Genomic DNA, 22,593 nt, shown 5'->3' on the forward strand with positions numbered 1-22,593 from the left:
CGCTTATCCCATTCCTACTTTTTTTCTAAACTTCTCAAGAGTGATTAGGATTTGAACCACCGCATTGAAGAACTCTTGCGGAATTTCCTGACCTACTTCGACTTGTGCATATAAAAGACGTGCTTGTTTTGGACTTTCAACGATCGGAACATCATTTTCTCGAGCGATCCTTCGTATTTCGAGTGCTAGGCGGTTCTCTCCCTTGGCAATCACACGGGGTGCGGAATCCCTTCCCATTTCATAAGACAAGGCCACAGAATAATGCGTAGGATTGGTAATGACAACATCGGCTTTCGGAACTTCACGAAGCATATTTCCTTGCATCATATCACGAGCCAGTTGCATCCGGCGGTTTTTCATAACCGGATCCCCAGAGTCTTCCTTCATCTCTCGTTTTGCTTCTGAAGGAGTTTGTTTGAGAGATTCTTCAAATTCTGACTTTTGGAAAAAAAAGTCAGCCACGGCTATACCGAGTAACAAAAGTCCTGCGGCCATCATAATCTTAAATCCTGAATAGGTAATGAGTTTGATGGCCTGCATCATTCCCATATTTCCTGTCAAAAGAACTTTCAAAAAATCACCAGAGATCAATATATAACTAATGATGCCGATGATGATCACTTTAGCGAGTGACTTCACCAAGTTAAACAATGTTTGGCGGTTAGGAAATACTCGTTTGAAATTGGGAGTTATTCGATCAAACCGAAAGGATAAGGCTCTAGGTGAAAACATAAATCCCACCTGAACCACATTTCCTACAATGGCAAATACGAGAGTAATGGCAAGGACTGGCCAAAGGAGATTAAAAAAATCGCGAGAAACACCCGACAGAATTACTCGAAACTCTTCGGCCCCAAAACGATCCATCTTCATTCCCATAGGAAGGTATTTTTTAATAAAAATAGCAGTGTTTTTGATAAAAGTATCACCTAATACAAACAAAACACCTGTCCCACCTAACAAAACCAATGTGGATGCAACCTCATTGGATTTAGGAACATTCCCCTTCTCTTTTTCTTCTCGCCTACGACGTTCACTCGGAGGTTCTGTTCGACCTTCATCGGCCGCAGCGAAAAGTTGAAGGTCTATCTCATAGTATCCAGAGGAAGCTGGAGCTAGTGTTATCTTCTTCGGTTTTATAAAATCCAAACCAAAGAAAGCAGGGAGAGTTTTCAAACAAAACGGATCAAACCCACCAAACAATGATTGGATCCAAGTAAAAATGGAATCACCATTCAATATAAACTTAGTGAATCTTTTCAATTTCATAGACTTGGCCACTCCCGAATGAGTAAACTTGCCTTATCCATCGAAATCTGGATTCCTTGAACCATTTGTGTGGCGATAAAAGTAAGTGTCGCGATGAGAGTGAGTGTTCCAATAAATACTTTCAGCGGAAAAGACATCGACATTACATTCATTTGTTGGGCGGCCTTTCCCATAAGGCCCTCCGCTAGAGAGACCAAAAACAAAATCCCCATCACAGGGAGGGCAATCTTAAAAGCGACAACAAACATGGCTCCAATGGCTTCTTCCATTAGGCGATACAAGCCTGCGTTCACCTGGCCGGTAAATGAAATGATTCGTATTTTTTCAAAAGAATAAGCGAGAGTTTCAATGAGAAACCTATGTGCCCCAATCACAAGAAAAAGTGCTGTCGCCATAAGGTTTTTCATGGTTCCAATAGCTGGGAGTGAGTTTTGAGTGACAGGATCTAAAATTTCCGTATACCCAAAACCAATTTGGTTGTTAAAAAATTCACCAGCCATCTGGAAGGCAGCAAACACTAATGATACGAGAAAACCAATAAACACTCCAATCAACATCTCAGAAATAATAAGAATCCCATAGTTAATCATATTCCCTGGAACTGGTGGCATATAAGTCGCGACAACTGGGTAAACGATCAGTGATACCATAAACGAAAATATCATTCTAAGTGAAAAATTGATCGACTCCGAAGAATAGAAAGGGGCAACCAAGAACAGTCCGAGGAGGCGGACTAAGACCAAGAGAAAAGATTGAAAGTGTAAAACAAATGGTTCCATATCATATCTTTTCTATCATAAAAAAAATTTCACGAGTGTAGTCCGTCATCACTCGCACCATCCAAGCTGAAAAAAATACAATCACAGCAAAAATAGAAACGAGTTTGGGAACAAAAGCAATAGTTGGTTCTTGGATGGAAGTGGTTGTTTGTAAAATACCGACAATGAGTCCCACAACCAGGGCCGTAATCAAAATCGGACTCGAAATCTTGAGAGTTACGATGAATGCTTCTCTAAGTAAGTTGACTACATCGACTTCTGTCATTTATAACTCCTTACGAGCTCAAGGACAAGTAAGTTCCATCCATCAATTAAAATGAAAAGAATGAGTTTTAGAGGAAGGGAAATCATTACCGGAGGTAACATCATAAAACCCATGGCAAGGAGTGCAGATGCCACAATCAAATCGATGACAATGAAAGGAATGAAAATGTAAATACCAATGATAAAGGCTTTTTTGATTTCACTTAACATAAAAGCAGGAACCAAAACATAAGAAGGAACGTCCTCAAAGGACTTCACATTTTGTACTTTTCCAATCTTCAAAAACAATGCGACGTCTTTGGTTCCATCCCGACCTAGTTGGCGGATCATAAACTGACGTAAGTGTTTCATCGACCCTTCCATAAATGTGGATTGATCAATTTTACCGTTTAAGTAAGGTTGCAGTGCTTCGTCATTCACCTTACCAATCGTAGGTGCCATAATGAAAAAAGTGACAAAAAGTGCAAGGCCCATCATTACCTGGTTTGGTGGTAAGTTTTGAAGTGACAGCGCCCTTCTCACAAAATCAAACACAATCACAACCTTTGTAAACGAAGTGACACTCATCACAATAGCTGGTGCCAAAGAAAGAATGGTCACAAGAAAGAGGATCATAAGGGAAAGACTGGTGTCTTTTGGTCCCCTCGCCTCATTTACGTTAAAGGATAGGTTTGGGATTGGGATCCTTGTGCCCTTATCCTGAGCCATAAGCCCGGTAAACCCTCCGGCCGTGATGAGAAATAGGATACTAATGAGAAAAATAATAGATTTATGTCTCTTAAGGAAGGATAAAAAACGAGATTTCATGACTCCCCTCCTTCTAACAATTCCCGGTGTTTGCGTAGACGTTCGAGACCCTCTTTGGCCTTACGTTGGATCTCGGCGGCCCCATCAAATTCCAAACTTTCCATTTTGGAAGGGTTGATACGGATTTTTCTTTGGGCCTTGGATTGCAAACTCTCAAGAACCGATTCTAGAAAATTAGGAACATAAGGATCCGCTTCCTCTTTCATTTTTTGGATTTGCGATTTTTCATCAGGAGCAGTCACTTCTGTAAGTAAACTCACAGACCCATCCGCAACACCTAACACAAGTGTACGTCCACCCACTTCAACGATTTGCACTGATTGTGTTGCCGAGAGAGAGAGGCTAGACAAAACCTTCATAAATCCCTTTACAGGGTATTTTGCCGATTTTGTTTTTTGCATTTGTAATATGAGGAAATACCCCGCGCCCACAAGGATACTTAGAATGAACAAAATCTTTAGTAAAATCCAAGTCGCAGAAGGAGAATCATCTGGATTTTCTGCATACCTTTCTTGAATCAAATTGGTTTCTTCAGAAGCCTTGTTTGCCTCTCCCGTATTCGCTTTGTTAGGGGATCCTTCGAATTTCGGAGCTGCATTGGAATTGTTTGTTTCTGCAGGTTTGGATTTAGAATCTCCCAACTCTTGGCGAAGGATTTGATCAAGTTCTTTGGTTTCCACAGCTTGCGAAAGAAGAGGAGAAACTGCAAAAACAAGGACGAGGCAAAAGTACATAACTTGCCCCTTTTGTTTTAACAATCTCTTAGTGAAGTTGATCATTTTTCGCCTTTGAGTCGGTCGGTCGGACTTACGATATCGGTAACACGAACACCAAAGTTTTCATCGATGACCACAACCTCACCCTTAGCGATGAGTTTGCCATTGACAAGTAAATCCACTGGCTCACCAGCTAACTTGTCTAGTTCGATGATGGAACCTTCTCCAAGGCCCAAAATGTCTTTGATATACATTTTAGTTCTTCCGAGTTCCACAGTCAGTGCCATTTGCACATCCATAAGCAGATTGAGGTTGGTTTGTCCTGGCCCACCACCTGCTGTCGCAAGAGAAGGAAAATTAACACCTTTAATTCCAACAGAACCTTGTCCACCACCCATTCCCATATTGGGTTGCATGTTGACGTTCATTCCGCCGGACTGTTGTTGTTGTTTTTGGCCCCCACCCTTTTGAATATCCAAAACGGAATTCGCCATTGAGAGAGAAATTACATAGTATACTTTAAAAGAACCGACTCCATCAATATTCAAACTAAGAGAAGTTTTCACCAAACTATTGTCATCTGGTAATTGCAAATCACGTCCTGAATTGACAAGGGCAATTTCTGGTGGGCTGCCAGACATGGTGCCACCAAGTTTCATTCCAATTTGTGCCGTAACAGTTCCCAAAATTGGTGATAAAGAATCTTTTAATGTTTGGAGCTGTGCGTTGTCGAGTTGTCCAGGAGGAGTCATTCCCCCCATCATCACGCCAGCAATTTTTGCTGCATTCTCTTGGGCCATAATAAGACAAGCCCGCCCCACCAAACTTCCGCTAATTGTTGAAAACAAACTGACTGATTTGGTTCCGAGTTCCTTTTGAACATCGGTAGAGGAGCTCGATTCGGTGGCAGGGTTCATAAAACGAGTGTTTTTTGCCAAGATCGTGCCAAGTGTGTTCCCCGCCACCTGGAATGCAGAGCCGATCACATCGGATATAATGTCGCGGTCAATAGGAGATAGGTTGTCCGATGACGAACTGGAGGCGCCACTTAAGGAAGAGAGGTCGAATGTATCATCCGCACCTTGTAGTAATGCGTCTATCTCGTCTTGTGAGAGTGAACCTTCACCCATACCCTTTTATCTCCGGAAAAACTTAGGATAATGAGACATAATATGAATCTTTTTGTCACTCAGTTTTTTTCCGAATTGACAAAAAGTAAACGAGTTTAGTCAAAAGCACTCGCAAGTCCGTCCGAATAAGCACGGAGATTGTCATAAGAGTAAATTCCCGTGTTGTGGTAGTCACTCCAAACAATCGAAATCGCATACCGTCCCACTTTGGTCCAAGAAAGGAGTTTGATGGACTCAATATGACCCGTTGCCTGCCCCACACTCCCCCCATGTCCTCCACGGCAAGTCGCACAAGGGCATTTTTTGCGCAGGTCGAGAAGAGAATACTTGGAGCCATGGCCGTCTTTCCATTCGATATACAGAGAATCGTCATCGAAAGAGATCTCTTGGGGGAAAGTGGCTAGCTGCGAGTTTGGCATTTTTATGCTTTCACCGGTAGTTTTGTCGTTTTGGAACGAAAATTTCCAACGGTGGTTCCGTATTGGATTTTGTCACCGAGAGCTATGTTTGTCAAGTCGATGGTATCGTTTTCAAAAACAAGAATCACTGTGGAGCCCATTTCGAAACGACCGAGCTCTGACCCTTTATCAATCATGATCGAGACATCTTTGTAGTGGTGTTCCTTGGCAAAACGGATCCAGTTGTTTGTGACAATTTTATTATCATAAGTTACCCGGATCTTTCCCACATTCGAGGCCCCTACTTTAATCACGGCAATTTTCCCGTATTCTGTCTGTAAGAAGGTGATGAGTCTTTCGTTTTTCGGAAAAAGCCCCCGAATGTTAAGAACGGCCAAATCATTTACCGGAAAGAGTTTTCCTGGTTCATAATAGTATCCCAAAATTTGGCCAGCAAAGGGACTATGGATGCGGTGGTAGTCCTGTGGGGACAAGTAGAAAGTGATATATTTTCCATTAGTAAAGTGAGGATAATACTTCTCGGAACCTAACAATTCTTTTACGGAATAATCGATCCCTTTTGCTTGAATGATAGTAGACTGGTTGATATTTCCAAAACTTGTAATTTTGGAATCTGTGGGAGAAACTACAGCATTAGCCGCCGAGTCAATGATCCTTGCTTCAGCCCGAAGTGCCCGAGTAAAGAACTGATTTAAGGATGGGTATTCTTTAATTTCTAACTCCGCTTCACTTAAATTAATTTTATAAGCCTTCGCAAAAGCCTTTAAAATAGGGATCATCATAAATCGTGGCAAACGTAAGGTAGAGAAATATCCGAAGATTTTAGAAATTAGGTTTTTTGGAAGTAATGTTAAAAACAAAAGATAGATATCTTTGAAAATTTCATACCGCGCTCCGGATTCCGAGAGATATTTTTTAAGTTCCAAATTAGCCGATTTACCAAGCAACATAAGGGAAACTAACAGCGGTACACTGGTAATCACCGCAGCAATATAACCCCAATGCATCACAAAAACAAGCACGTCAATTCCGTATTTTACATAGAGATAGGCAAAACCAAGCGTTGAACCAATGAACAACATTCTGAAAAAATTGGAGAACTTTTCTCCAAATACATAAAAAGCATTTTGTTCCCCGCTATAGAACCAACCAGCAAGGCTTAAAACCCCAAAACATAAAAAAGATACAAAAAACAAAATAGCAGGTAACGATTCTTTTTGTTCTAAAATTCGATTCGGAAATGATAAGATAGTATCTAAATTGACTGCCCCATACGAATATAAAACAAAGCCAACAAGAGTCGCCATAACAAAACCTTCAAAAAAGGAAGCGAGCATACTTACCAAACCTTGTTTTGCAGCATAGTCGGTTCGAACCACACCCGCAATTCCTGAAGACTTCCCAACCGCAGTTTCCGTAGACAAAAAGAAAGTACTCAAAGAAACGGAAAGAGCCCGTAAAATTCCGAAAGCTCCACCACCTTGCAAAGCTTTGATGGAAAAAGCTTCTTTTGTGACATCGGACAAAAATCCGAAAAAGGAAATCATTCCATTGGAAAAAAGGGATACATATCCAAAAATAAAAAGAATGATTCCGATGGGCGCAAGAATCGAAGCAGCGCGTCCCACCCGCCTAACACCACCAATTACGATAAAAAGTAAAATTACAGAAATAGAAATGGGACCCGAAAGCCCGGATAAATTCAAACCCTCTTTTGTGATATAAGTGAGCCCCACAAAAGGGAAAATCCCACCAAACAAAAGGACAGTTACCATACTCGCTAGTGAAAATGCAACAGCAAGCCACTTGGCACGTAAGGCCTTCTCGATAAAATACATGGGGCCAGATAGATAACGCCCGCTTGGAAGTTGGTTTCGAAACTTCACCGCCAAAGTGGAGGACACAAAACGAATGGGCATCACAAACAAACTCATCACCCAAATCCAAAAAAGAACGCCAATTCCACCATAGGCGATGGCAAGGCCTGTTCCAATGACAGAACCCGCAAGCAGCGAGGATCCAATCCCAGCAAAGAAGGCTTGTGAGTGAACCAACTGGCCTTTGGAACCTTTGAAGTCCATATTGCCCGTAAGGATCTTGAGTGCGAGAAAGAGAAAACGAATTTGTGGAAATCCCAACCGAAAACTCAAATAGAGCGAGGCGACAAGGATGAGATAGAAATAAGGGCTCAGGATGTCCGATCCTAAAATCAGATTAAACTTAGATCCGTTTTGAAAGAGTGTTTCCATATTGGTTCTTCCTCACGAAATTGGATGAAATTGTTATGTCAAGATGTATTGTGATCCTTCCGTTTCTGGTTTTTATGATTTCTTCTATTGTCTTTGGCAACTTGGCCTCCGAACCTTCTGGAATGGAAGTGGGATTACGGTATGGTGGCGGAGAAAGAATTCCAGGGCGATTTGATGGAGACCTAAAACAGTTCTCATCAACCTTCAGTCCCTTGATTGCTTCTGACGTAAATTTAAGTGGTGGCAGATCTACCAATTTGTATGAGGGGTTTGTTCGATTCCTGTTGGACTCAAGGTCTCGAGTCGGTTTTGTTGTTGGAAGGAATGACTGGCAAATGCTACACCTAACCGAAGTTACAAGTGACTTTTACTATACAAAACTTCGTTCCGAAATTTATTCCTATCATTTTTTGGGAATGTATTACTTTAATGTGCCTGTATTTCGAAACTGGGAATGGGAAAATGGATTGGGTGGAGGGTTTACTTCCGCAGATTGGAACGTTCGAGGATATTCTGCAGGTGGTGGTTTACCTCCTGATACTCAGTACTTCAATCAAAAAGGAAGACTGAGGGGAAGTGGACTCGCCTACAGAGTAGAAACTGCCATCAATCATAGGTTATACGAAAATACATTTTTTCAACTTGGACTTGGATACCATTATGTAGCTATCGATAAGTTTAGTGGAAATTATAACGGAGAAACCTCTAGTTTCTATATCCGAGCTGATGGTAAGGTAGGTGTCGTTGATGATACAAGGATCATTGATGCCACTGTGAGCAGTGCACAAACTTTCAGAAGGTTGGATATGAATTCCGGATCATGGGTTCTTTATTTTTCAGTCTTCCAAAGGTTTTTGGATTGACGATCTCTTGGGAAGGGTATCATTCTTTAAGAAAATTACATGAAATCCTCTAAAATCATTACCATCGGTATCAAAGAATTGGCTCACCAAAAAGTCATCCTTGCTGCTTGGTATAATTTTCTAAAAGAAAACTTCGATGCAAAAAAAGTTTCTGCAGAAGAATTCACTTTATACCTACAAGCACATGTGATGTATGATTTGGACAAGGATCAGATTGAGTTGATGTTATCTGGACCAGAACCTCTTTTAGAAGATTTCAAAAAGTCTATTTTTGGATGAACCTCCAAATCTTCGGAACCAAAAAATGCAAAGATTCTAAGAAGGCACAGTTGTTCTTTCAGGAACGTCGTGTACCTTTTCAATTCATCAACCTTCAAGAAAAAGAAATGAGCAAAGGGGAACTTAGGTCCATTTTAGGAAGTGTGAAATTAGATGATTTGATTGATACGGAATCGAAAGTTTACGAAGACAAAAATCTAAAATATATGTTATACGACAAAGAGGAAGCCCTACTCACAAATCCACTGTTATTCAAAACACCGATAGTTCGGGATGGCAAACGTGCCACCATCGGCTTTGTTCCCGATATCTGGAAACAATGGATTTCAGAATCTAAAAAATAAAGAGTTGGTTCCTTCTATAAGGAGGGATCAATTTTTCTTCGCTAAAGAATTTCGAAATCCTAAGACTCCCCTTTCTTTCGTCTTGAAAAATCCTTCGCTATTTCTGGTAACATAGGAAGCGAACTGTGAATTCTATGCATCTCCAATGCAGGTCTTGCAGGGATACCAAAATAAGCAGTTTTTTCTTTCGAATCTTCCGTAAGTCCAGAAAGACCCATAAGAATGGATCCCTTTTTCATTGTTAGGTGTCCTGCAACAGCAGATTGACCTGCAAGAAAACATCCATCTTCGATGGTAACAGAACCCGCAAGAACAGTAGCTCCCGCAATATATACGTAGTTACCCACTCGACAATTGTGTCCTACGTGAACATGGTCATCAAATTTTGTAAAATTCCCAATCGTTGTAGATTCGAGGGCCGCACGGTCTACAGTGCAGTGAGCTCCCATTTCTACTTCATCACCTATGATTACGTTTCCAATTTGTGGGACTTTGTAACGTACTCCTGCATAGTCATAGAATCCGAAACCATCGGCACCTATCACTGTATTTGAATGGATTAAATTTCGTTTGCCCAACTTACAGTTGTAATAAACGACAACTCCAGATTTTAAAACTGTTTCTTCTCCAATTTCCACATTGGATTCCAAAACAACATTGGGATAAATTACAACACGATCTCCAATCACAACATTTTCTTGAATCACAGCAAAATCCATAATGGTAACATCTTTACCAAGTTTGGCGGTGGGATGGACACTCGCTTTTTCGGAAATCGAGGCACTGTATTTTGGTTTTTTTTCAAATAAAGATACGACGTGAATGAACTTTACTTTAGATCCTTCTTCTGGGATGATAATTGCGTTCTGGAATTGGGAAGCTAACGATTCAATCGTGAGTGCGACTTTCACTTCGGATGCTTTTTTATGTTTGGCTAAATATTTTTTGGAAGCCACATAATATATACTGCTAGGATCTACTGGAGTATGGTGCTCCAAATCTTTGATTCCGTTGATCTCCAAATCACCGGCACCGGTGAAACTTGCGCCTAATTGTTCAGCCAAATCTTTTAGTTTCATTAATACACCTTACACTTGAAAAATAATTGGAAGGGACATATTTCAATCATAATTTTAAAATCTATCATGTTGAAACTTTTCAAACTATCCGATGATTAGACTATGTTCTACCTCAATTTAAACAAAGGCCTCCGTTTGCTTTTGTTAACTTACACCGTTCAATATTGTTTATTTACACAAGGTTTGGTAGCGCAAGAAGGTGTGGTTTTTGAAAATCCATACAAAAAAACAGAAAATGCTTCTGATGACAAATCCTTCACTTTATACTTTTCAAAACAATCATCAAAAATATCGAAATCTGATTTGGTCCGATTACAAACCGCAGCAGATTTTCTGAACCAAAACAGAAATTACGAAGTGTATATCCAAGCCCATGCTAACGAAGGGAAAACTACAACGGATGATTTGACAATGAGTGAAAAAAGGTCTTTGGAGGTAGAACGTTTTTTTTTGATTCACTTTGTAGAACCAAATCAAATCAGACGACTCTTTTACGGGAACTCCAAATCACCAAACAAAACAAAAGAACACCAAGCACTCAACAGGCGAGTTGAAATCAAAATACAACAAATTCCTTAAACTTGACCTTTCCAAAATTTCAAATCATCAATATCGTCAATATCACATAACGAATCCAAAAGAGTTACCGTTTTGTTATTTTTTTCTATCGAATTGATTGTTAATGAAAGTACATCCTCTGTGCTCCAAGGAATAGACTTGAAAACAAAAGAAGAGAATTCTTTCATTCCTAATAGATAATACCCGCCATCTAACGCCGGTCCCAAAACAAAATCAGAATGATCCAAAGCAGCAAAGGCATTCTGTAAAATCTCTTTTGTTAAAAAGGGACAGTCTGTTCCTATGATGATAATTTTTTTTGCACCCGATTGAAATTCCTTTTGGAATGCGATTTCCATTTTGAACCCGAGGTCTCCAGTTTCCTGAATTTCATTTCGGTATCCAAACTCAAATTCTTTGGATGAACCATCCATTAAATGATCCCAGAAAACAATCCTATCTACTTCAATCGTAGAAGTTACGAACTTTGTGATCGCAAGTAATTCATAATAAACCTTTAAGGTTTTTTCTTCACCGATGCTGGCAGCCAGGCGAGTTTTAACCTTCCCCAACTTAGGTTGTTTTGCAAAAATAATTAATTTGTTTTTTTCCATAATAACCTAAAACCGAAATTGAGACCATCCAATGAATGTACACAAAATCGGTATAAACATATAATCCATAAGATAAAAAAGCTAAAAAAGAAACCAATGTTACAAGTATCTCCATTTTTTCTTTCCCAACCAAAAATAGAATCCAAGGAATCCAATACCAAGGATGGATCACAGGAGAAAACAAAAGAAACAAAGAATAAATAAATAGAAATCTATTCTGAAGGTTTAGGCCAAAAAGAAGATTCTTTTTAAAACAGAATATGTAAATGCTACAAAGCACGATGAAGGAAATGATCCCAGAAAGGTATTCGCCTTGGAATGGATACAAAAGAAGATAGAAAAAAGGTTCAAGAATTCCCGCAAATCGAAAGGAATGAAAGAAAAGTCCAATCCCTGCACTACCTTGCGATACCAAATCAGAAAAAACTGTCACCTTCCACAGAATTAAAGAAAGTCCAGTGATAGCGAATAACCTAACCCACAAAGTACGATCCCATAAAAATCCAAAAGCAAAAAGGAAAGTATTAAATTTTAATTGAGTCAACAAAAAGAAAGAAAGAATACGAGAACTTGTTGACCTTGCACCAAACAACAATAAGAATCCTGTTATTAAAAGAACCTCTGGATGCATTTGAGATACCCCTTCAAAAATGACAATTGGGTTTCCAAAATATAACCAATAGGACTTCATTGTCGCCTGCGGAAACAACTTTCGAATTAAATATAAATTCAAACTATCAGCTACCAAAAGCAAAACTTGCACTCCAAGAAAACTACTCCCCAAGGCCAAACCAAACAAAGTTCCCAATGAAAAAAAACACTGAAGCAACAAGGGGTAAACTGAATAATAATTTGGACTATTCATCTTCGACAGAAGAGGTTCCAACCCCAAGTGATACCCGTTGAGTCCAACTAAATCCTGCGGTGTATATTGATAAGGAGAGATCCCTTCTAAAAAAATTCTGGCATCAAACAGATAACGATAGATATCATCGCTCCATACCGCAGGAGAACCAATTACAGCAAAACGTAATATAATTGAGTAAAGAAAAAAAGGATAAAAGTGCTTCCCAAACAAAGAACAGAAATCAGACAAAAAATAAAAATATAAAGGCAAAATGGCAGCAACAACGAGTATGATACTTACATCGCTTCTATCACCAAAGTGAGTCGAAACGAATAAAAGTAATGGGTATAACACACCCAATATAATTTTTATTGATTTGTTACCGATGGACACGGAAAAGCAGTAACCGAAAAAAAGTGTATAAAATTTTGATACCAACACGTAAGGACATAGAAAGGGTTCCCGATATTTTTGAAACACCCGCAAACCGTTTCCTATAGTTAACAGAAATTTCACGAATATCAAATCCAAATTGTAACGCTTTTACATGCATTTCAATATTCCAACCCCAAGTGGGATCCTTTTACATGCATTTCAATATTCCAACCCCAAGTGGGATCCTCCATCTGCAATTGTAAAATAGAGGGATACCCTATGATTCGTAGCGGCCCCATATCCGTAAACCTTCGTCGAAAAAAAATAAATATTAAAAAACAAGTCAATGCATTTCCAAAAATTTGAATCGGTGACAAAGCACCTTTTTCCACTACACCAATGGTTCTTGACCCAATCACTAAATCTGCACCCGTCTCTTGGATGACTCGAATTAATTTTTGTATATCGGAAGGATCGTCGGAACCATCAGCGTCGCAAAATAAGATATAATCTGGGTGCAGATTTGACTGTTTGATCCAATCCAATGCCACCAAACAAGCGTTCCCATAGCCAATTTCAGGGCAATCCAGAGACAAAAACCCCATTTGTTTTACGATCTTCGATGTTTGGTCTGTAGATGCGTTGTTCACTACTATAAAATTGGATTTGGTTAACCCAGATCCAGAAAGAAGACCAGTTAATGCACGTTCAATGCCTTCCTCTTCGTCACGCGCAGGAATGATACAAAAAACATTATTCACCTTTTCTGAGTTGATTCCGTTTGAATAATTCTTCAAGAGGAGTGTCTTTTCTGGATTTTGAGTTTATATGATACAATGACTCAATGACCAAAGAACTATGTGGGTATAAATCTTTCATTTTTTCTACTTTTTCTCTGTAGGGGGAAGAAACGTATCCAGAAGATTGTATCATATAATCCGAAGTTATATTCTTTAACCGAACGTGAATTGCTTGGAATTTAAAAGATACAATAGGTAAGTCTGATTGTTTGAGTTTCCAAACAAACTTCTCTCCAAAAGGAATTCTCGTATCACCAACTTTTTTTGCAACAGGAGACCAACTCCATTCTTGCCCAATCGTTGTTTCTGCATTGAAAATAGAATGTCCATCTCGGTCTAACCCAACAAGAAGCAATCGATAAAAACGCTCAGGATCCCCTGTTGTTACATGATGATTGGCATTTATGTTTCCAATTTGAACTTCTATAGTATTTTTCTCGACCTTTATCTCAGTGAGAACAATTCCCGGTTTATAACCCAATCGGATTTGGTCAGGATATAAATCGAAAGTTTTAGGAACACCGGCTCCAATAAATCCATGTTTGTGCGATTTTCGTATCGGTTTGTGTAGGGACGGTTTTACTATTGACCGACGAACTTCCGGTTGGTGGCAAGAAGAACAAGATTCATTTGACTTAGTAGAAAGTAGTTCTGTGCCTGTCTGAAAAGAACAAACGAGTGATTCATTTAAAGTGTAAGTTTCGTTATGACAATCATAACAACGCTCTTGTAGTTGTTTACGATCAATTTTTACTGGATGAGGAGGAGATGTTCCACCTAAAGCCCCGATCACATAACTTTCCTTAGATTCCGAATCCACACGAACATGACATGTGGCACATGTGACTCCTTCGGCTTTCATTTCTGCATTAAAACTTGGATTGGGGATTTCGACTGGCCGGAAATAGTCTCCATTTTTAAGTCCAGTGATGATAGTTTCTCTTTGATTTTGAACAGGGATATGACAGTTCAAACAAATCCATTTTGGCGAACTCGGTTTTGCTAATTCTGATTGGAATTGGATATCGGAAAGTGCATTCGCATGAGTGGAACGTTTCCATTCCTCATAAATTTCTGTATGGCAGCTCCCACAGTTTTTTGCCGTGGGCGCGCCGACACCTTTCAAATTGGGGAGATTTTCAATTGGTTTTGCCCAAACTTTACCAGGAAACACCTGTTCGATGGCAATTTCTCGTTGATTACGATAGAGATAAATACTAATTCCCAAAACTAAGAATAAAAAAAATGAAATGTAAATGTTTCGTTTCAATTTCCAGTTTCCAACGGAAGTTTCGGATCGTGAGACCATTCCCACATAGAGCCGGCATAATTATAAGCATTATATCCATAGGTTCGAAGAATTCCAACGACAAAAGCAGAACGAACACCTCCTGTGCAATAAGCGACAATTGGTTTCTCTTTTTGGATGCCGAGTTGATTCAAGTATAGTTCCACCTCAGCTTTAGATTTGATATTACCTTTTGCATCGAATAAGTCTTGGTAGAATAAAGATTTGGCACCCGGTATATGTCCACCTCTGGTTTCTCCGTAAGGTGTCGCTCCAGAAAATTCCCTGGGTTCCCTTGTATCCAGGATTTGAAATTGTTTTGATGATAATCCTTTTAGGATGGCTTCTTTTTGTATCGCTGATGATTGAATTGTTTTATTTTCAGAAATGCCATAACCGGTTACTGTGTTTTTTTTCACCTTTGCATTTGATTTCCTTTGGATCTCTTTTTCATAAGCAGGATAACCGCCATCCACCCAATAAGACTGGGGGAACCCAGCTTCACGTAAACTCCAAACAATGCGCCCCTCTTCCCCCCAACCTGAGTTTCCATCACCTAACACAAGAATATTTTCATTTTGTTTGATTCCTAAATCATTTATTTTTTTACGAACCAACTTTAATTCAAGAAGTTCTCCCTTGTGAGGAGCATCCGTTCGAGAAAGCTCTTCCCAAGAAATAGCTTTCGAACCAGGGACTTTGTTTTTCAAACGCTGGGTGAAAGATCGGGTATCAAGGATCCTCGGTTTAGAAACTTGCAAGGCTAATTCTGCCGACAAAAACCAGGGAGTATCCTTCTTGGACTGGGAGAGACCTGGGGGCCCTGCACTCAATTGGAGCCAAAATGCCCATAACAGAGAAATAGAAAATAGATAAATCCCATAACCACGCAGTACTTTCACGAAGATACCCTCCCAATTTCTACAATCTTTCTCTTCTAAGACGAATATCCGTCAATAAAATAAACATTTCATCCAAGAAAACGAATTTTTCTTGCCTAACCGAACCCTCTCCGTACTTTGGAAGCAAATGGAGGGCAATATGAAAATAGGTTATTATCCAGATGTGGTCAATGAAAATGTCACGAGGATTGTCGCCTCGACTGTCGTATTCCTTGGTGTGCTTGCTATCTTATTTCCAAATCCTTATGTGCTCGGACTGCTTCTTTTCGGATTTACTCTAAGGCTTAGTTACGGTCCCAAGTTTGAGCCTTTTGCTTTTTTTACTTCTAGATACCTAGTTCCTTGGCTTGGAATTTCTTTTGTCGGAACAGCTGGACCACCGAAACGGTTTGCGCAGCTTATCGGGTTTCTATTCAGCACTGGGGCCATTGTATTCTTCACACTTGGGCTTTCGTTGGCATACCAAATCACACTTGCTACTTTAGTTTTCTTTGCTTCTTTAGAATCTTTTTTAGGTTGGTGTGCTGGTTGTTTTGCATTTGGTTTGCTTATGAAACTGGGAGTGATTCCTGAAGAAATTTGTGAACGATGTAATAACCTCAACTTTAATAAATAATTTGTTGTACAACTTTGTTACAATGGATTTTATTCTCAGTATTTTCTTTGGTTACCATTCTCTTTCTTTGGATGGTAACCCTTCCTAAAGATTTTTTTAAAAAATACAGAAATCAGATTCTCATCTTAGGATTGGCGGTGCGAATCATAAGTATATTTCTTCCTCCTCTTTGGGAGGACGATTGGTCGAGATATTTATGGGAAGGAAATTTGATTCGAGGTGGTGAATCACCTTATCAAATTGCTCCCCTTGATTACTTTCAAAAATCGAACTTAAGCGAAACAGAAATTGGAATTTTATCACAGATCAATCATCCTGATTGGACCACAATTTACAGCCCCTTTGTTTTATTATTTTTTGCCTTATTTTCTATAGGTTTTTCGGGATATTTTTTAAAACTTGCTTATTTAGTTTTTGAGATTTCAAGTTTTGTTTTTTTTTCTAAGGGAAATTTTAACAAATCTCGTTTATTGTATTGGCTATTCCCAGTTTTCATTAAAGAAATATATATTAATTTCCACTTTGAAGTATTAATTCTCTCGTTACTTTGGATTTTTTTTAGTCTTATTAGAGACAAAAAAATAATTCTTTCGAGTTTTATATTGGGTCTAGCGATCCATATTAAAATTTTAGCCCTTCCTTTTTTGTTGCCGCTAATCACAACGTTGAAGTATAGAAAATGGAAAAGTGATTGGATCCAATGGGTCTTATATGCCATATTTTTAAATACTGGCTTTTTTATTTTCTACCTTATTTACTATTTTATTTTTCCAAATACTTTCGATTTTGGAATTTCCAATTTATTGAAGTTTGGTGGTAGTTTTAAATTCAACCAATTTTATGAACCTATCTGGAAAACATTTGGAATTATCGACCTTAAAACTTTTCCTTTTTTACTACATTTAATTACAATTACAGTCTTTGTGTTTATCTCCTTAGAGAAACAGAATCGTATGCGAAAATTCGCATCAGTTACTGCAAAATTAGATTTATACTTTTTATCCGGATATTTACTCCTGACTCTATTACCAGTTTACAATCCTTGGTACTTTTTAATCCTACTGCCGCTTTTAGTAACATCCAAATCCGAAAGCCTTTCTCCTTGGATTTTGATTTCCATACCGCAATTATCCTACCTAACGAAAGCGCGTTTGGGTTTCGAATTTACTTATTTCTATGAAATTCCTGACATTATTCTCCTACTCGAAGCAACGATATCCCTAATCTGCCTCCTATGGCATTTCAAGCAAATATTCATTTTACTTTACAAAATATCCAATATATCAAACATAGCCACTAAGGGAAGTATTGGGTATGGAAACAGAAATTGAAAGTTTTTCGGCCACAACAGAAAACGAAAGAAATGTCGATGAAGTTTTGACAGTTGTCCTCGGAGAGACCTTAAAACGTCGAAGACTAGAACTCGGATTATCAATGGAAAAACTATCACAGCTTTCCACTGTTAGTCGAGGTATGTTAGGACTCATTGAGTCTGGAAAAACTACTCCCAGTATTGGAATTTTATGGAAGTTATCAAAATCACTCCGTATCCCTATTGGCGAAATGATTCCAGATTTGTTTGCTCAATCTCCTCGTTTTATCGGAGCAAATGAAGGAAAACGCTGGATTTCGCCCAAAAATACAGCAGAATCTCGTATTTTTTATCAAGAGGAAAGAGACCGATTGAGTATTGTGGAATGGAAACTAACCATTGGCAAAGTTTCACAGTTCAATCATTTACCATCCGCATTTGATATCAAAATCTACCAAGTAATTGGAAAAACCAAAATCAAACTAAAAACAAAAGAACTTGTTTTAGGACCAGCTGATAGTGCCTTTTTTCCTATAGCAGAATTAGAATTTGTAGAAAATGAATTCCTCGAAGAATCCAAATTCCTCTGGATTGCTTCCAAAAAAGCACGGTAGAACATCCTCAAAATAACGGCTAAAAGAATGCACATCACGAGAATATATTGTGCGTTATATAAGATTTATTGTTCACTATATAAGATTAACTGTTTTTGGATTTTTGCTACCTTTAAAGACTGACCTTACCTGTTTCTTTCCTCTGGTGCAACCCCTACAGAGGGGAAGCAGGAATAAAATCTAAGGATTAACAAATGAAAACCAATCTATTTTACAAGTTGATTGCTCTTATTACCGCGGGGTTCATCGGAGCCTGCGGTGGAGCCAAAAAAAATAACGACATCGAAAACCTACTTCTGGCAGCACTTGCGCTTTCTTCAGGAATCAAAGTCAATACAGCCGCGGAGTTAGCAAAGGAATCTAACGACGATTACAACCTAAACGAATACGGACTCATCACTCCATCAACTTTGGGTAAATGGGTCAACAATTGGTCAGGCACTAAACCTGCAGGGATCAATGGTAAACTAGTTATCTTACAAAACGGAGTCAATCCAAACGGTGCAGGCGGAACGGGAACCCAGGCCGGAAAAGAATACATTGGTGGAAATGGAAACGATGTCGTGGTCTATTCCTTCAATTTTGCTAGTGGTGCGAATGCACTAGATGGTGGGGATGGATTTAGTCAGAAACGAAACAATGGACTGGCTGATACAATCTCGATCATTGCTGATGGTGCACATATTGATAAAATCTTAAACCAATATGGAATTGATCCTTCTAATGACCTAGTGGTTCTTGTTTCTTCAGCAGATGCAGCAAGTCATGTGCAAGGTACTTTAAGAGCTTTTTATTCCTTTCGTTATTGGGGTTTTGACCATAAAAACCTTGCCTTTTTAAATGGAACATTGCCTAAACTTATTGCATCAGAAGGAAACTTTGTCCCTTTCAGCTCTACCACAAATACACCTCCAGGTCTTAACAACCGCTATAGTGTAAAGAATTTGAGAGTGGATAATACAATTCTAATGCTTCCATTAGAAGATGTGATTAAAGCAGTAAAAGCACCTAACAATGTAACAATTGCCGGTCTTACTTCCAGTATTTTTGTATCAGATGCAAGGTCTTCTGCAAGTGCCGCCGAATACAACGGAACCATCAAAAGCACTCAATCTGAAATAGCAGGAAAATACGTTGGATTTGAAGGTAGAATCAAAGGAGCAAAGGATGTTCCATGGACAGGACTTTTGGATACAGATCATCGATTCAAATCGAAAGCAGATCTAAAAGCTTACTTTGCTGCACGAGGTTACCAATCAGGCCAAACTGCAATCCAACTTTGCCGAACAAATAACAGATCTCAGGTGACTGGATTCTCCTATATTGCGATCCTCGGGTATCCATCTACATATTATGATGGAAGTTGGATCGAATGGGGAAGTTTAACTGGTGCGGGACCAGCTCCTAAATTACCAACTGACTCGCCATTCCGAACAGACTTACCGGAGCTTTCAGAAGTGATTACTTACAATGTTGCTGGTGATGTTGATACAACTTTACCAACTAACTTAAATATTTCTGCAACAACTTCAAGAAAAATCATTGAGGATGACAAGGCTTACAAACGTTAGAGCAAAAATCGAAAAAGAGAGGGATGGTTCTCCATTCCTCTCAAAGTCTATAAATAAAAAATCGAATTAACAGGGAAAGTTACATGAAGAACTTAATAAAAATTTTGATTATGAATCTACTTCTGATTTCAGGTGTAAATGCATCTGGTGGAATTGGGGGTGGTGGAATTGCAAATATTCCTCAAGGGCAGGATCGTGAAAAATATCATTTAGGGAAAGCAGTCTATAACCAAGACCTAACCTTAGAAAACCAAACGAACGTTAAGTTGCAAGAACAAGAAGAACGATTGGAATACTTGCAGGGAAGTTTACCAAATACAGAAAAAAGAAGAGTTAATCTTCCAGATTTTGCTGGGAAACTAACGGAAGAACAATTACAAGCTCTCGAATATTTTGTTCAAGTAAGATTCAATGTAAAATTGCCAGAAAAAAAGAAGGAATAAATAATGAGATCTTTCTTTAACTTTATAAAATATATATCTTTTTTATCCATTTTTATTACCCCCAGTATTTATGCACAACAAGCATGGGCACCTTACGAAAGACAACTTTGGGTTCGTCCTGTATTCATACATTCGGAATATGATAGTGCTTTTCTTGCAGGTCAAAAGGCAAAGTATGATGATAACGTACGTTTGTCGGTTGCTAACTTAGCTTTGGAATACGGAATCACAGATCGACTTACAGCAGACTTAACAATCGGATTCGGAAAGTTAGGTCGTCATCGAGTCTTCAATCGGTATTTGGGTTTGCAACAAACACCAGATGTTCCGGATAAGTATGGATTTATGGATACAAGGTTTGGACTTCGTTATAAAATTTTGGACGAGTTTGACTCTAAATACAGATGGATGCCAACAATATCGTTACGTGTCGGTGGAATCAAACGAGGAGATTACGATCGTAACCCTCAGTCCCTTGGTGATGGTGCCAGCGGTGGGGAGGTCAATCTTTACTTAGCAAAAGATTTTGGTGTATGGGGTCTTGGATCTTTAGGTGAATTTTCTTATCGTAAAAGAGAAAATCCTGTTCCCGACGATATTCTTTATTACTCCGCAATCTACAAACGTTTCTTTGAGTCCTTATTTTTGACTGTTGGTCTTCGTGGCCAAGTAGGTCAAGGTGGTTATGCTTATGCTGATCCAAGGCAACAACCGCCTCTCAATTTAGTTCGATATCCGCAACCATCGCTATATGGTATCAATCCTTATGATGTCTATGTACAAAATGATCGGCCGGCATGGGGAAGAAAAGAAAGTTTTCATAACGCAGAAGTAGGCTTAAGTTATTCGGATAGTTTCGGAAACTTTTACACCCTTTTCTATTCAGAAACAATTGCAGGATATAACACCGCAAGGTTAAAAACCGTGGGATTTGCTGTAACGCTTCCCTACAATCTTTGAGGTATAACTATGAAACTTAAATACTTAACAATCCTTACTTTTATATTCGCTCAGTTGATCGGCTGTAAAGGTTTGCCGGAATATTTATTCCTTCCGCAGAGTTTAAAGTTTGATTTAACTCCTTTTTTATTCCGTGTTTACTCACCTGCGGAGTTAGCAACTTTATCGAATGCCGATTATAACTTGAACGAAAGTGGACTTATAACCGCGAGTAAGTTATCACGTTATTTATCAAACTGGAATAACAATCGACCTGCCGGAGTCCCTGGAAATTTAATAGTTTTCCAAGTTCAAACTTCTGGAGGGAGTGGACGTTATGTTTTTTTCGATGGGAAACAGGTATTTGCCTATCCCGTCCCAAACTTATCGGAGCTGCTCGCAGATGTGAGAGATGATGGAGTGTTAGCGATTGATGGCGTTGTTCCTAAAGGGAAAAAAATATCTGATTTTTTTTCCATCTATGGAATTGATCCGGCTTTAGATTATATTGTCTTTGCAAGTGATACAACTTCACTTGCAAACCTATCGTCAGCAACATTTGCATACTATTCTTTGTTATACTGGGGTTTCCCAAAAGAAAGATTAGCTGTGTTAAATGGTTCAATCGCAGACTTAACAGTAGCAAATAGTCTTTTTACCACTCCCTCCTACACTTACGCAAATAGTAATCGTGCAGGAAACATAAAGAACCTCTTTCGAGATCATACAGTCTTACAACTCACAATTGGAGATTTGATCCATGCTGTAAAAAATGGAAATACTAATTTAGAGGAAGTAGATCCAATCCCAGCGGAAGGTTTTTATATAATTGATGGAAGACCGAATGCATCTTATACGGGAACAGTTAACTCAACTGCCTCTGGTTCCAAGTATGCCAATTGTACAACTAAAACCAATTCAACATTTGTCTCAAATACTTGTGTAGCAACCTATGAAGGAAGAGTTAAATCTTCTGTAAATTTAGTGCCGACAGATTTATATGATGGAACCACTTTCCAGTTTAAATCCTTTAGCCAATTACAAACCTATTTGAGTAATACGGGATACCCTGCGAATAAACAAATTTATATTTACGGAGAGGATGCAACGAAAGGATCTCTCGTTTGGTTTGTTGTACATCAAATCCTTGGAAAACCAACTAGACTATATGAAGGTGGCTGGAAACAATTCGGTGCACTTGGACTTCGATCTCCTACTTCTGGTTCCAGCCCTAGCGCTATCTCACAACCGGCTTCTTATTGGCGAACGGACATTGCAACACTCTCAGAAAGTAATACTCCCAATGCTGATGCGAATGTTCCCAATTACCAACTGGATGTCTCTAGACAGTTTATCAAAAGTTCCAACAAACTAAGAACCGAAGATAAATCTTTTTTAAGAGGAACAGCTTCATCTGGGTCCGGTGGTGGTGGTGGCGGTGCACCTTCCGGTGGTGGAGGAAATGCTTGCGGGGGATAATCCCTTAGATACGATCAACTATTGTATGGCATTCCCA

General features: G+C 39.0%; 26 protein-coding genes. 11 read left to right on the top strand and 15 right to left on the bottom strand.

Annotated elements, in window-relative coordinates; translation table 11 throughout:
• Positions 1-3: 3 nt before the first annotated feature.
• From LEP1GSC195_RS00070 to asd, 8 genes are all read right to left on the bottom strand, one after another.
• The gene (locus LEP1GSC195_RS00070; RefSeq protein WP_015679529.1) at positions 4-1,269 is read right to left on the bottom strand and encodes an EscU/YscU/HrcU family type III secretion system export apparatus switch protein; all 1,266 of its coding nucleotides are present in this window, start codon (positions 1,267-1,269) and stop codon (positions 4-6) included.
• Positions 1,266-2,048: a flagellar biosynthetic protein FliR gene (gene fliR / locus LEP1GSC195_RS00075; protein ID WP_015679750.1), complete on the bottom strand. Its 783-nt coding sequence runs from the start codon at positions 2,046-2,048 to the stop codon at positions 1,266-1,268. The genes LEP1GSC195_RS00070 and fliR overlap by 4 nt, the downstream gene beginning before the upstream one ends.
• 1 nt (position 2,049) lies before the next feature.
• A complete protein-coding gene (fliQ, locus tag LEP1GSC195_RS00080) occupies positions 2,050-2,313 on the bottom strand; it encodes a flagellar biosynthesis protein FliQ (RefSeq protein WP_002974890.1) in 264 nt (87 codons plus the stop codon).
• On the bottom strand, positions 2,310-3,119 hold the full coding sequence (fliP, locus tag LEP1GSC195_RS00085) for a flagellar type III secretion system pore protein FliP (RefSeq protein WP_015679593.1): 810 nt from the start codon (positions 3,117-3,119) through the stop codon (positions 2,310-2,312). Before fliP ends, fliQ begins: the two co-directional genes overlap by 4 nt.
• Entirely contained in the window at positions 3,116-3,853 is a 738-nt protein-coding gene (locus LEP1GSC195_RS00090) for a FliO/MopB family protein (RefSeq protein ID WP_040506144.1), read from the bottom strand. Before LEP1GSC195_RS00090 ends, fliP begins: the two co-directional genes overlap by 4 nt.
• Before the next feature lie 41 nt (positions 3,854-3,894).
• On the bottom strand, positions 3,895-4,965 hold the full coding sequence (gene fliN / locus LEP1GSC195_RS00095; RefSeq protein WP_015679519.1) for a flagellar motor switch protein FliN: 1,071 nt from the start codon (positions 4,963-4,965) through the stop codon (positions 3,895-3,897).
• A gap of 95 nt (positions 4,966-5,060) precedes the next feature.
• The gene (locus LEP1GSC195_RS00100; RefSeq protein ID WP_015679600.1) at positions 5,061-5,384 is read right to left on the bottom strand and encodes a DUF971 domain-containing protein; all 324 of its coding nucleotides are present in this window, start codon (positions 5,382-5,384) and stop codon (positions 5,061-5,063) included.
• Positions 5,385-5,386: 2 nt separating this feature from the next.
• Complete coding sequence (asd, locus tag LEP1GSC195_RS00105) at positions 5,387-7,633, bottom strand: archaetidylserine decarboxylase (protein ID WP_015679639.1); 2,247 nt, start codon at positions 7,631-7,633, stop codon at positions 5,387-5,389.
• Positions 7,634-7,668: 35 nt separating this feature from the next.
• Between asd and LEP1GSC195_RS00110 the strand changes: the two genes are divergently transcribed.
• Genes LEP1GSC195_RS00110 through LEP1GSC195_RS00120 form a run of 3 tightly spaced genes read left to right on the top strand, consistent with a single transcriptional unit; the run spans position 7,669 to position 9,119 of the window.
• Positions 7,669-8,496 (top strand): LIC_11366 family protein, encoded by an 828-nt coding sequence (locus LEP1GSC195_RS00110; protein ID WP_015679516.1) that lies wholly within the window; start codon positions 7,669-7,671, stop codon positions 8,494-8,496.
• Positions 8,497-8,535: 39 nt separating this feature from the next.
• Entirely contained in the window at positions 8,536-8,775 is a 240-nt protein-coding gene (locus LEP1GSC195_RS00115) for a hypothetical protein (protein WP_015679611.1), read from the top strand.
• The gene (locus LEP1GSC195_RS00120) at positions 8,772-9,119 is read left to right on the top strand and encodes an arsenate reductase family protein (protein WP_015679652.1); all 348 of its coding nucleotides are present in this window, start codon (positions 8,772-8,774) and stop codon (positions 9,117-9,119) included. The genes LEP1GSC195_RS00115 and LEP1GSC195_RS00120 overlap by 4 nt, the downstream gene beginning before the upstream one ends.
• 59 nt (positions 9,120-9,178) lie before the next feature.
• On the opposite strand, the gene lpxD is transcribed toward LEP1GSC195_RS00120, so the two are convergent.
• Positions 9,179-10,198, bottom strand: a complete 1,020-nt coding sequence (gene lpxD, locus LEP1GSC195_RS00125; RefSeq protein WP_015679491.1) for a UDP-3-O-(3-hydroxymyristoyl)glucosamine N-acyltransferase — start codon at positions 10,196-10,198, stop codon at positions 9,179-9,181.
• Between the two features lie 102 nt (positions 10,199-10,300).
• Here lpxD and LEP1GSC195_RS00130 point away from each other — a divergent pair, with 102 nt between their 5' ends.
• Complete coding sequence (locus LEP1GSC195_RS00130) at positions 10,301-10,777, top strand: OmpA family protein (RefSeq protein WP_015679603.1); 477 nt, start codon at positions 10,301-10,303, stop codon at positions 10,775-10,777.
• Here the strand turns inward: LEP1GSC195_RS00130 and LEP1GSC195_RS00135 are convergent.
• Genes LEP1GSC195_RS00135 through LEP1GSC195_RS00155 form a run of 6 tightly spaced genes read right to left on the bottom strand, consistent with a single transcriptional unit; the run spans position 10,774 to position 15,582 of the window.
• Positions 10,774-11,370 carry a TIGR04282 family arsenosugar biosynthesis glycosyltransferase gene (locus tag LEP1GSC195_RS00135; RefSeq protein ID WP_015679550.1) on the bottom strand — a complete coding sequence of 199 codons (597 nt, stop codon included), beginning with the start codon at positions 11,368-11,370 and terminating at the stop codon, positions 10,774-10,776. The genes LEP1GSC195_RS00130 and LEP1GSC195_RS00135 overlap by 4 nt on opposite strands.
• Entirely contained in the window at positions 11,330-12,610 is a 1,281-nt protein-coding gene (locus LEP1GSC195_RS00140) for a hypothetical protein (protein WP_015679660.1), read from the bottom strand. Before LEP1GSC195_RS00140 ends, LEP1GSC195_RS00135 begins: the two co-directional genes overlap by 41 nt.
• On the bottom strand, positions 12,597-12,770 hold the full coding sequence (locus LEP1GSC195_RS19910; protein WP_015679575.1) for a hypothetical protein: 174 nt from the start codon (positions 12,768-12,770) through the stop codon (positions 12,597-12,599). Before LEP1GSC195_RS19910 ends, LEP1GSC195_RS00140 begins: the two co-directional genes overlap by 14 nt.
• Position 12,771: 1 nt before the next feature.
• On the bottom strand, positions 12,772-13,353 hold the full coding sequence (locus LEP1GSC195_RS00145) for a glycosyltransferase family 2 protein (RefSeq protein WP_015679505.1): 582 nt from the start codon (positions 13,351-13,353) through the stop codon (positions 12,772-12,774).
• Complete coding sequence (locus LEP1GSC195_RS00150; protein WP_015679724.1) at positions 13,346-14,701, bottom strand: cytochrome c3 family protein; 1,356 nt, start codon at positions 14,699-14,701, stop codon at positions 13,346-13,348. Before LEP1GSC195_RS00150 ends, LEP1GSC195_RS00145 begins: the two co-directional genes overlap by 8 nt.
• Positions 14,659-15,582 carry a sulfurtransferase gene (locus LEP1GSC195_RS00155; RefSeq protein ID WP_015679728.1) on the bottom strand — a complete coding sequence of 308 codons (924 nt, stop codon included), beginning with the start codon at positions 15,580-15,582 and terminating at the stop codon, positions 14,659-14,661. The genes LEP1GSC195_RS00150 and LEP1GSC195_RS00155 overlap by 43 nt, the downstream gene beginning before the upstream one ends.
• A gap of 139 nt (positions 15,583-15,721) precedes the next feature.
• Between LEP1GSC195_RS00155 and LEP1GSC195_RS00160 the strand changes: the two genes are divergently transcribed.
• From LEP1GSC195_RS00160 to LEP1GSC195_RS00190, 7 genes are all read left to right on the top strand, one after another.
• On the top strand, positions 15,722-16,198 hold the full coding sequence (locus LEP1GSC195_RS00160; protein ID WP_015679690.1) for a DUF4395 domain-containing protein: 477 nt from the start codon (positions 15,722-15,724) through the stop codon (positions 16,196-16,198).
• Between the two features lie 14 nt (positions 16,199-16,212).
• Positions 16,213-17,529 (top strand): hypothetical protein, encoded by a 1,317-nt coding sequence (locus LEP1GSC195_RS00165; RefSeq protein ID WP_015679650.1) that lies wholly within the window; start codon positions 16,213-16,215, stop codon positions 17,527-17,529.
• Positions 17,513-18,124, top strand: coding sequence for a helix-turn-helix domain-containing protein (locus LEP1GSC195_RS00170; protein WP_015679561.1), 612 nt, complete (start codon positions 17,513-17,515; stop codon positions 18,122-18,124). Before LEP1GSC195_RS00165 ends, LEP1GSC195_RS00170 begins: the two co-directional genes overlap by 17 nt.
• A 194-nt stretch (positions 18,125-18,318) precedes the next feature.
• Entirely contained in the window at positions 18,319-19,695 is a 1,377-nt protein-coding gene (locus LEP1GSC195_RS00175; protein WP_015679501.1) for a rhodanese-like protein, read from the top strand.
• 83 nt (positions 19,696-19,778) lie between these two features.
• Complete coding sequence (locus tag LEP1GSC195_RS00180; protein WP_015679573.1) at positions 19,779-20,138, top strand: hypothetical protein; 360 nt, start codon at positions 19,779-19,781, stop codon at positions 20,136-20,138.
• 3 nt (positions 20,139-20,141) lie between these two features.
• On the top strand, positions 20,142-21,098 hold the full coding sequence (locus tag LEP1GSC195_RS00185; RefSeq protein WP_015679616.1) for a hypothetical protein: 957 nt from the start codon (positions 20,142-20,144) through the stop codon (positions 21,096-21,098).
• A gap of 9 nt (positions 21,099-21,107) precedes the next feature.
• Positions 21,108-22,556 carry a rhodanese-like domain-containing protein gene (locus LEP1GSC195_RS00190; protein ID WP_015679503.1) on the top strand — a complete coding sequence of 483 codons (1,449 nt, stop codon included), beginning with the start codon at positions 21,108-21,110 and terminating at the stop codon, positions 22,554-22,556.
• Positions 22,557-22,593 lie beyond the last annotated feature (37 nt).

The organism is Leptospira wolbachii serovar Codice str. CDC, assembly GCF_000332515.2.
GTDB classification, from domain to species: domain Bacteria; phylum Spirochaetota; class Leptospiria; order Leptospirales; family Leptospiraceae; genus Leptospira_A; species Leptospira_A wolbachii.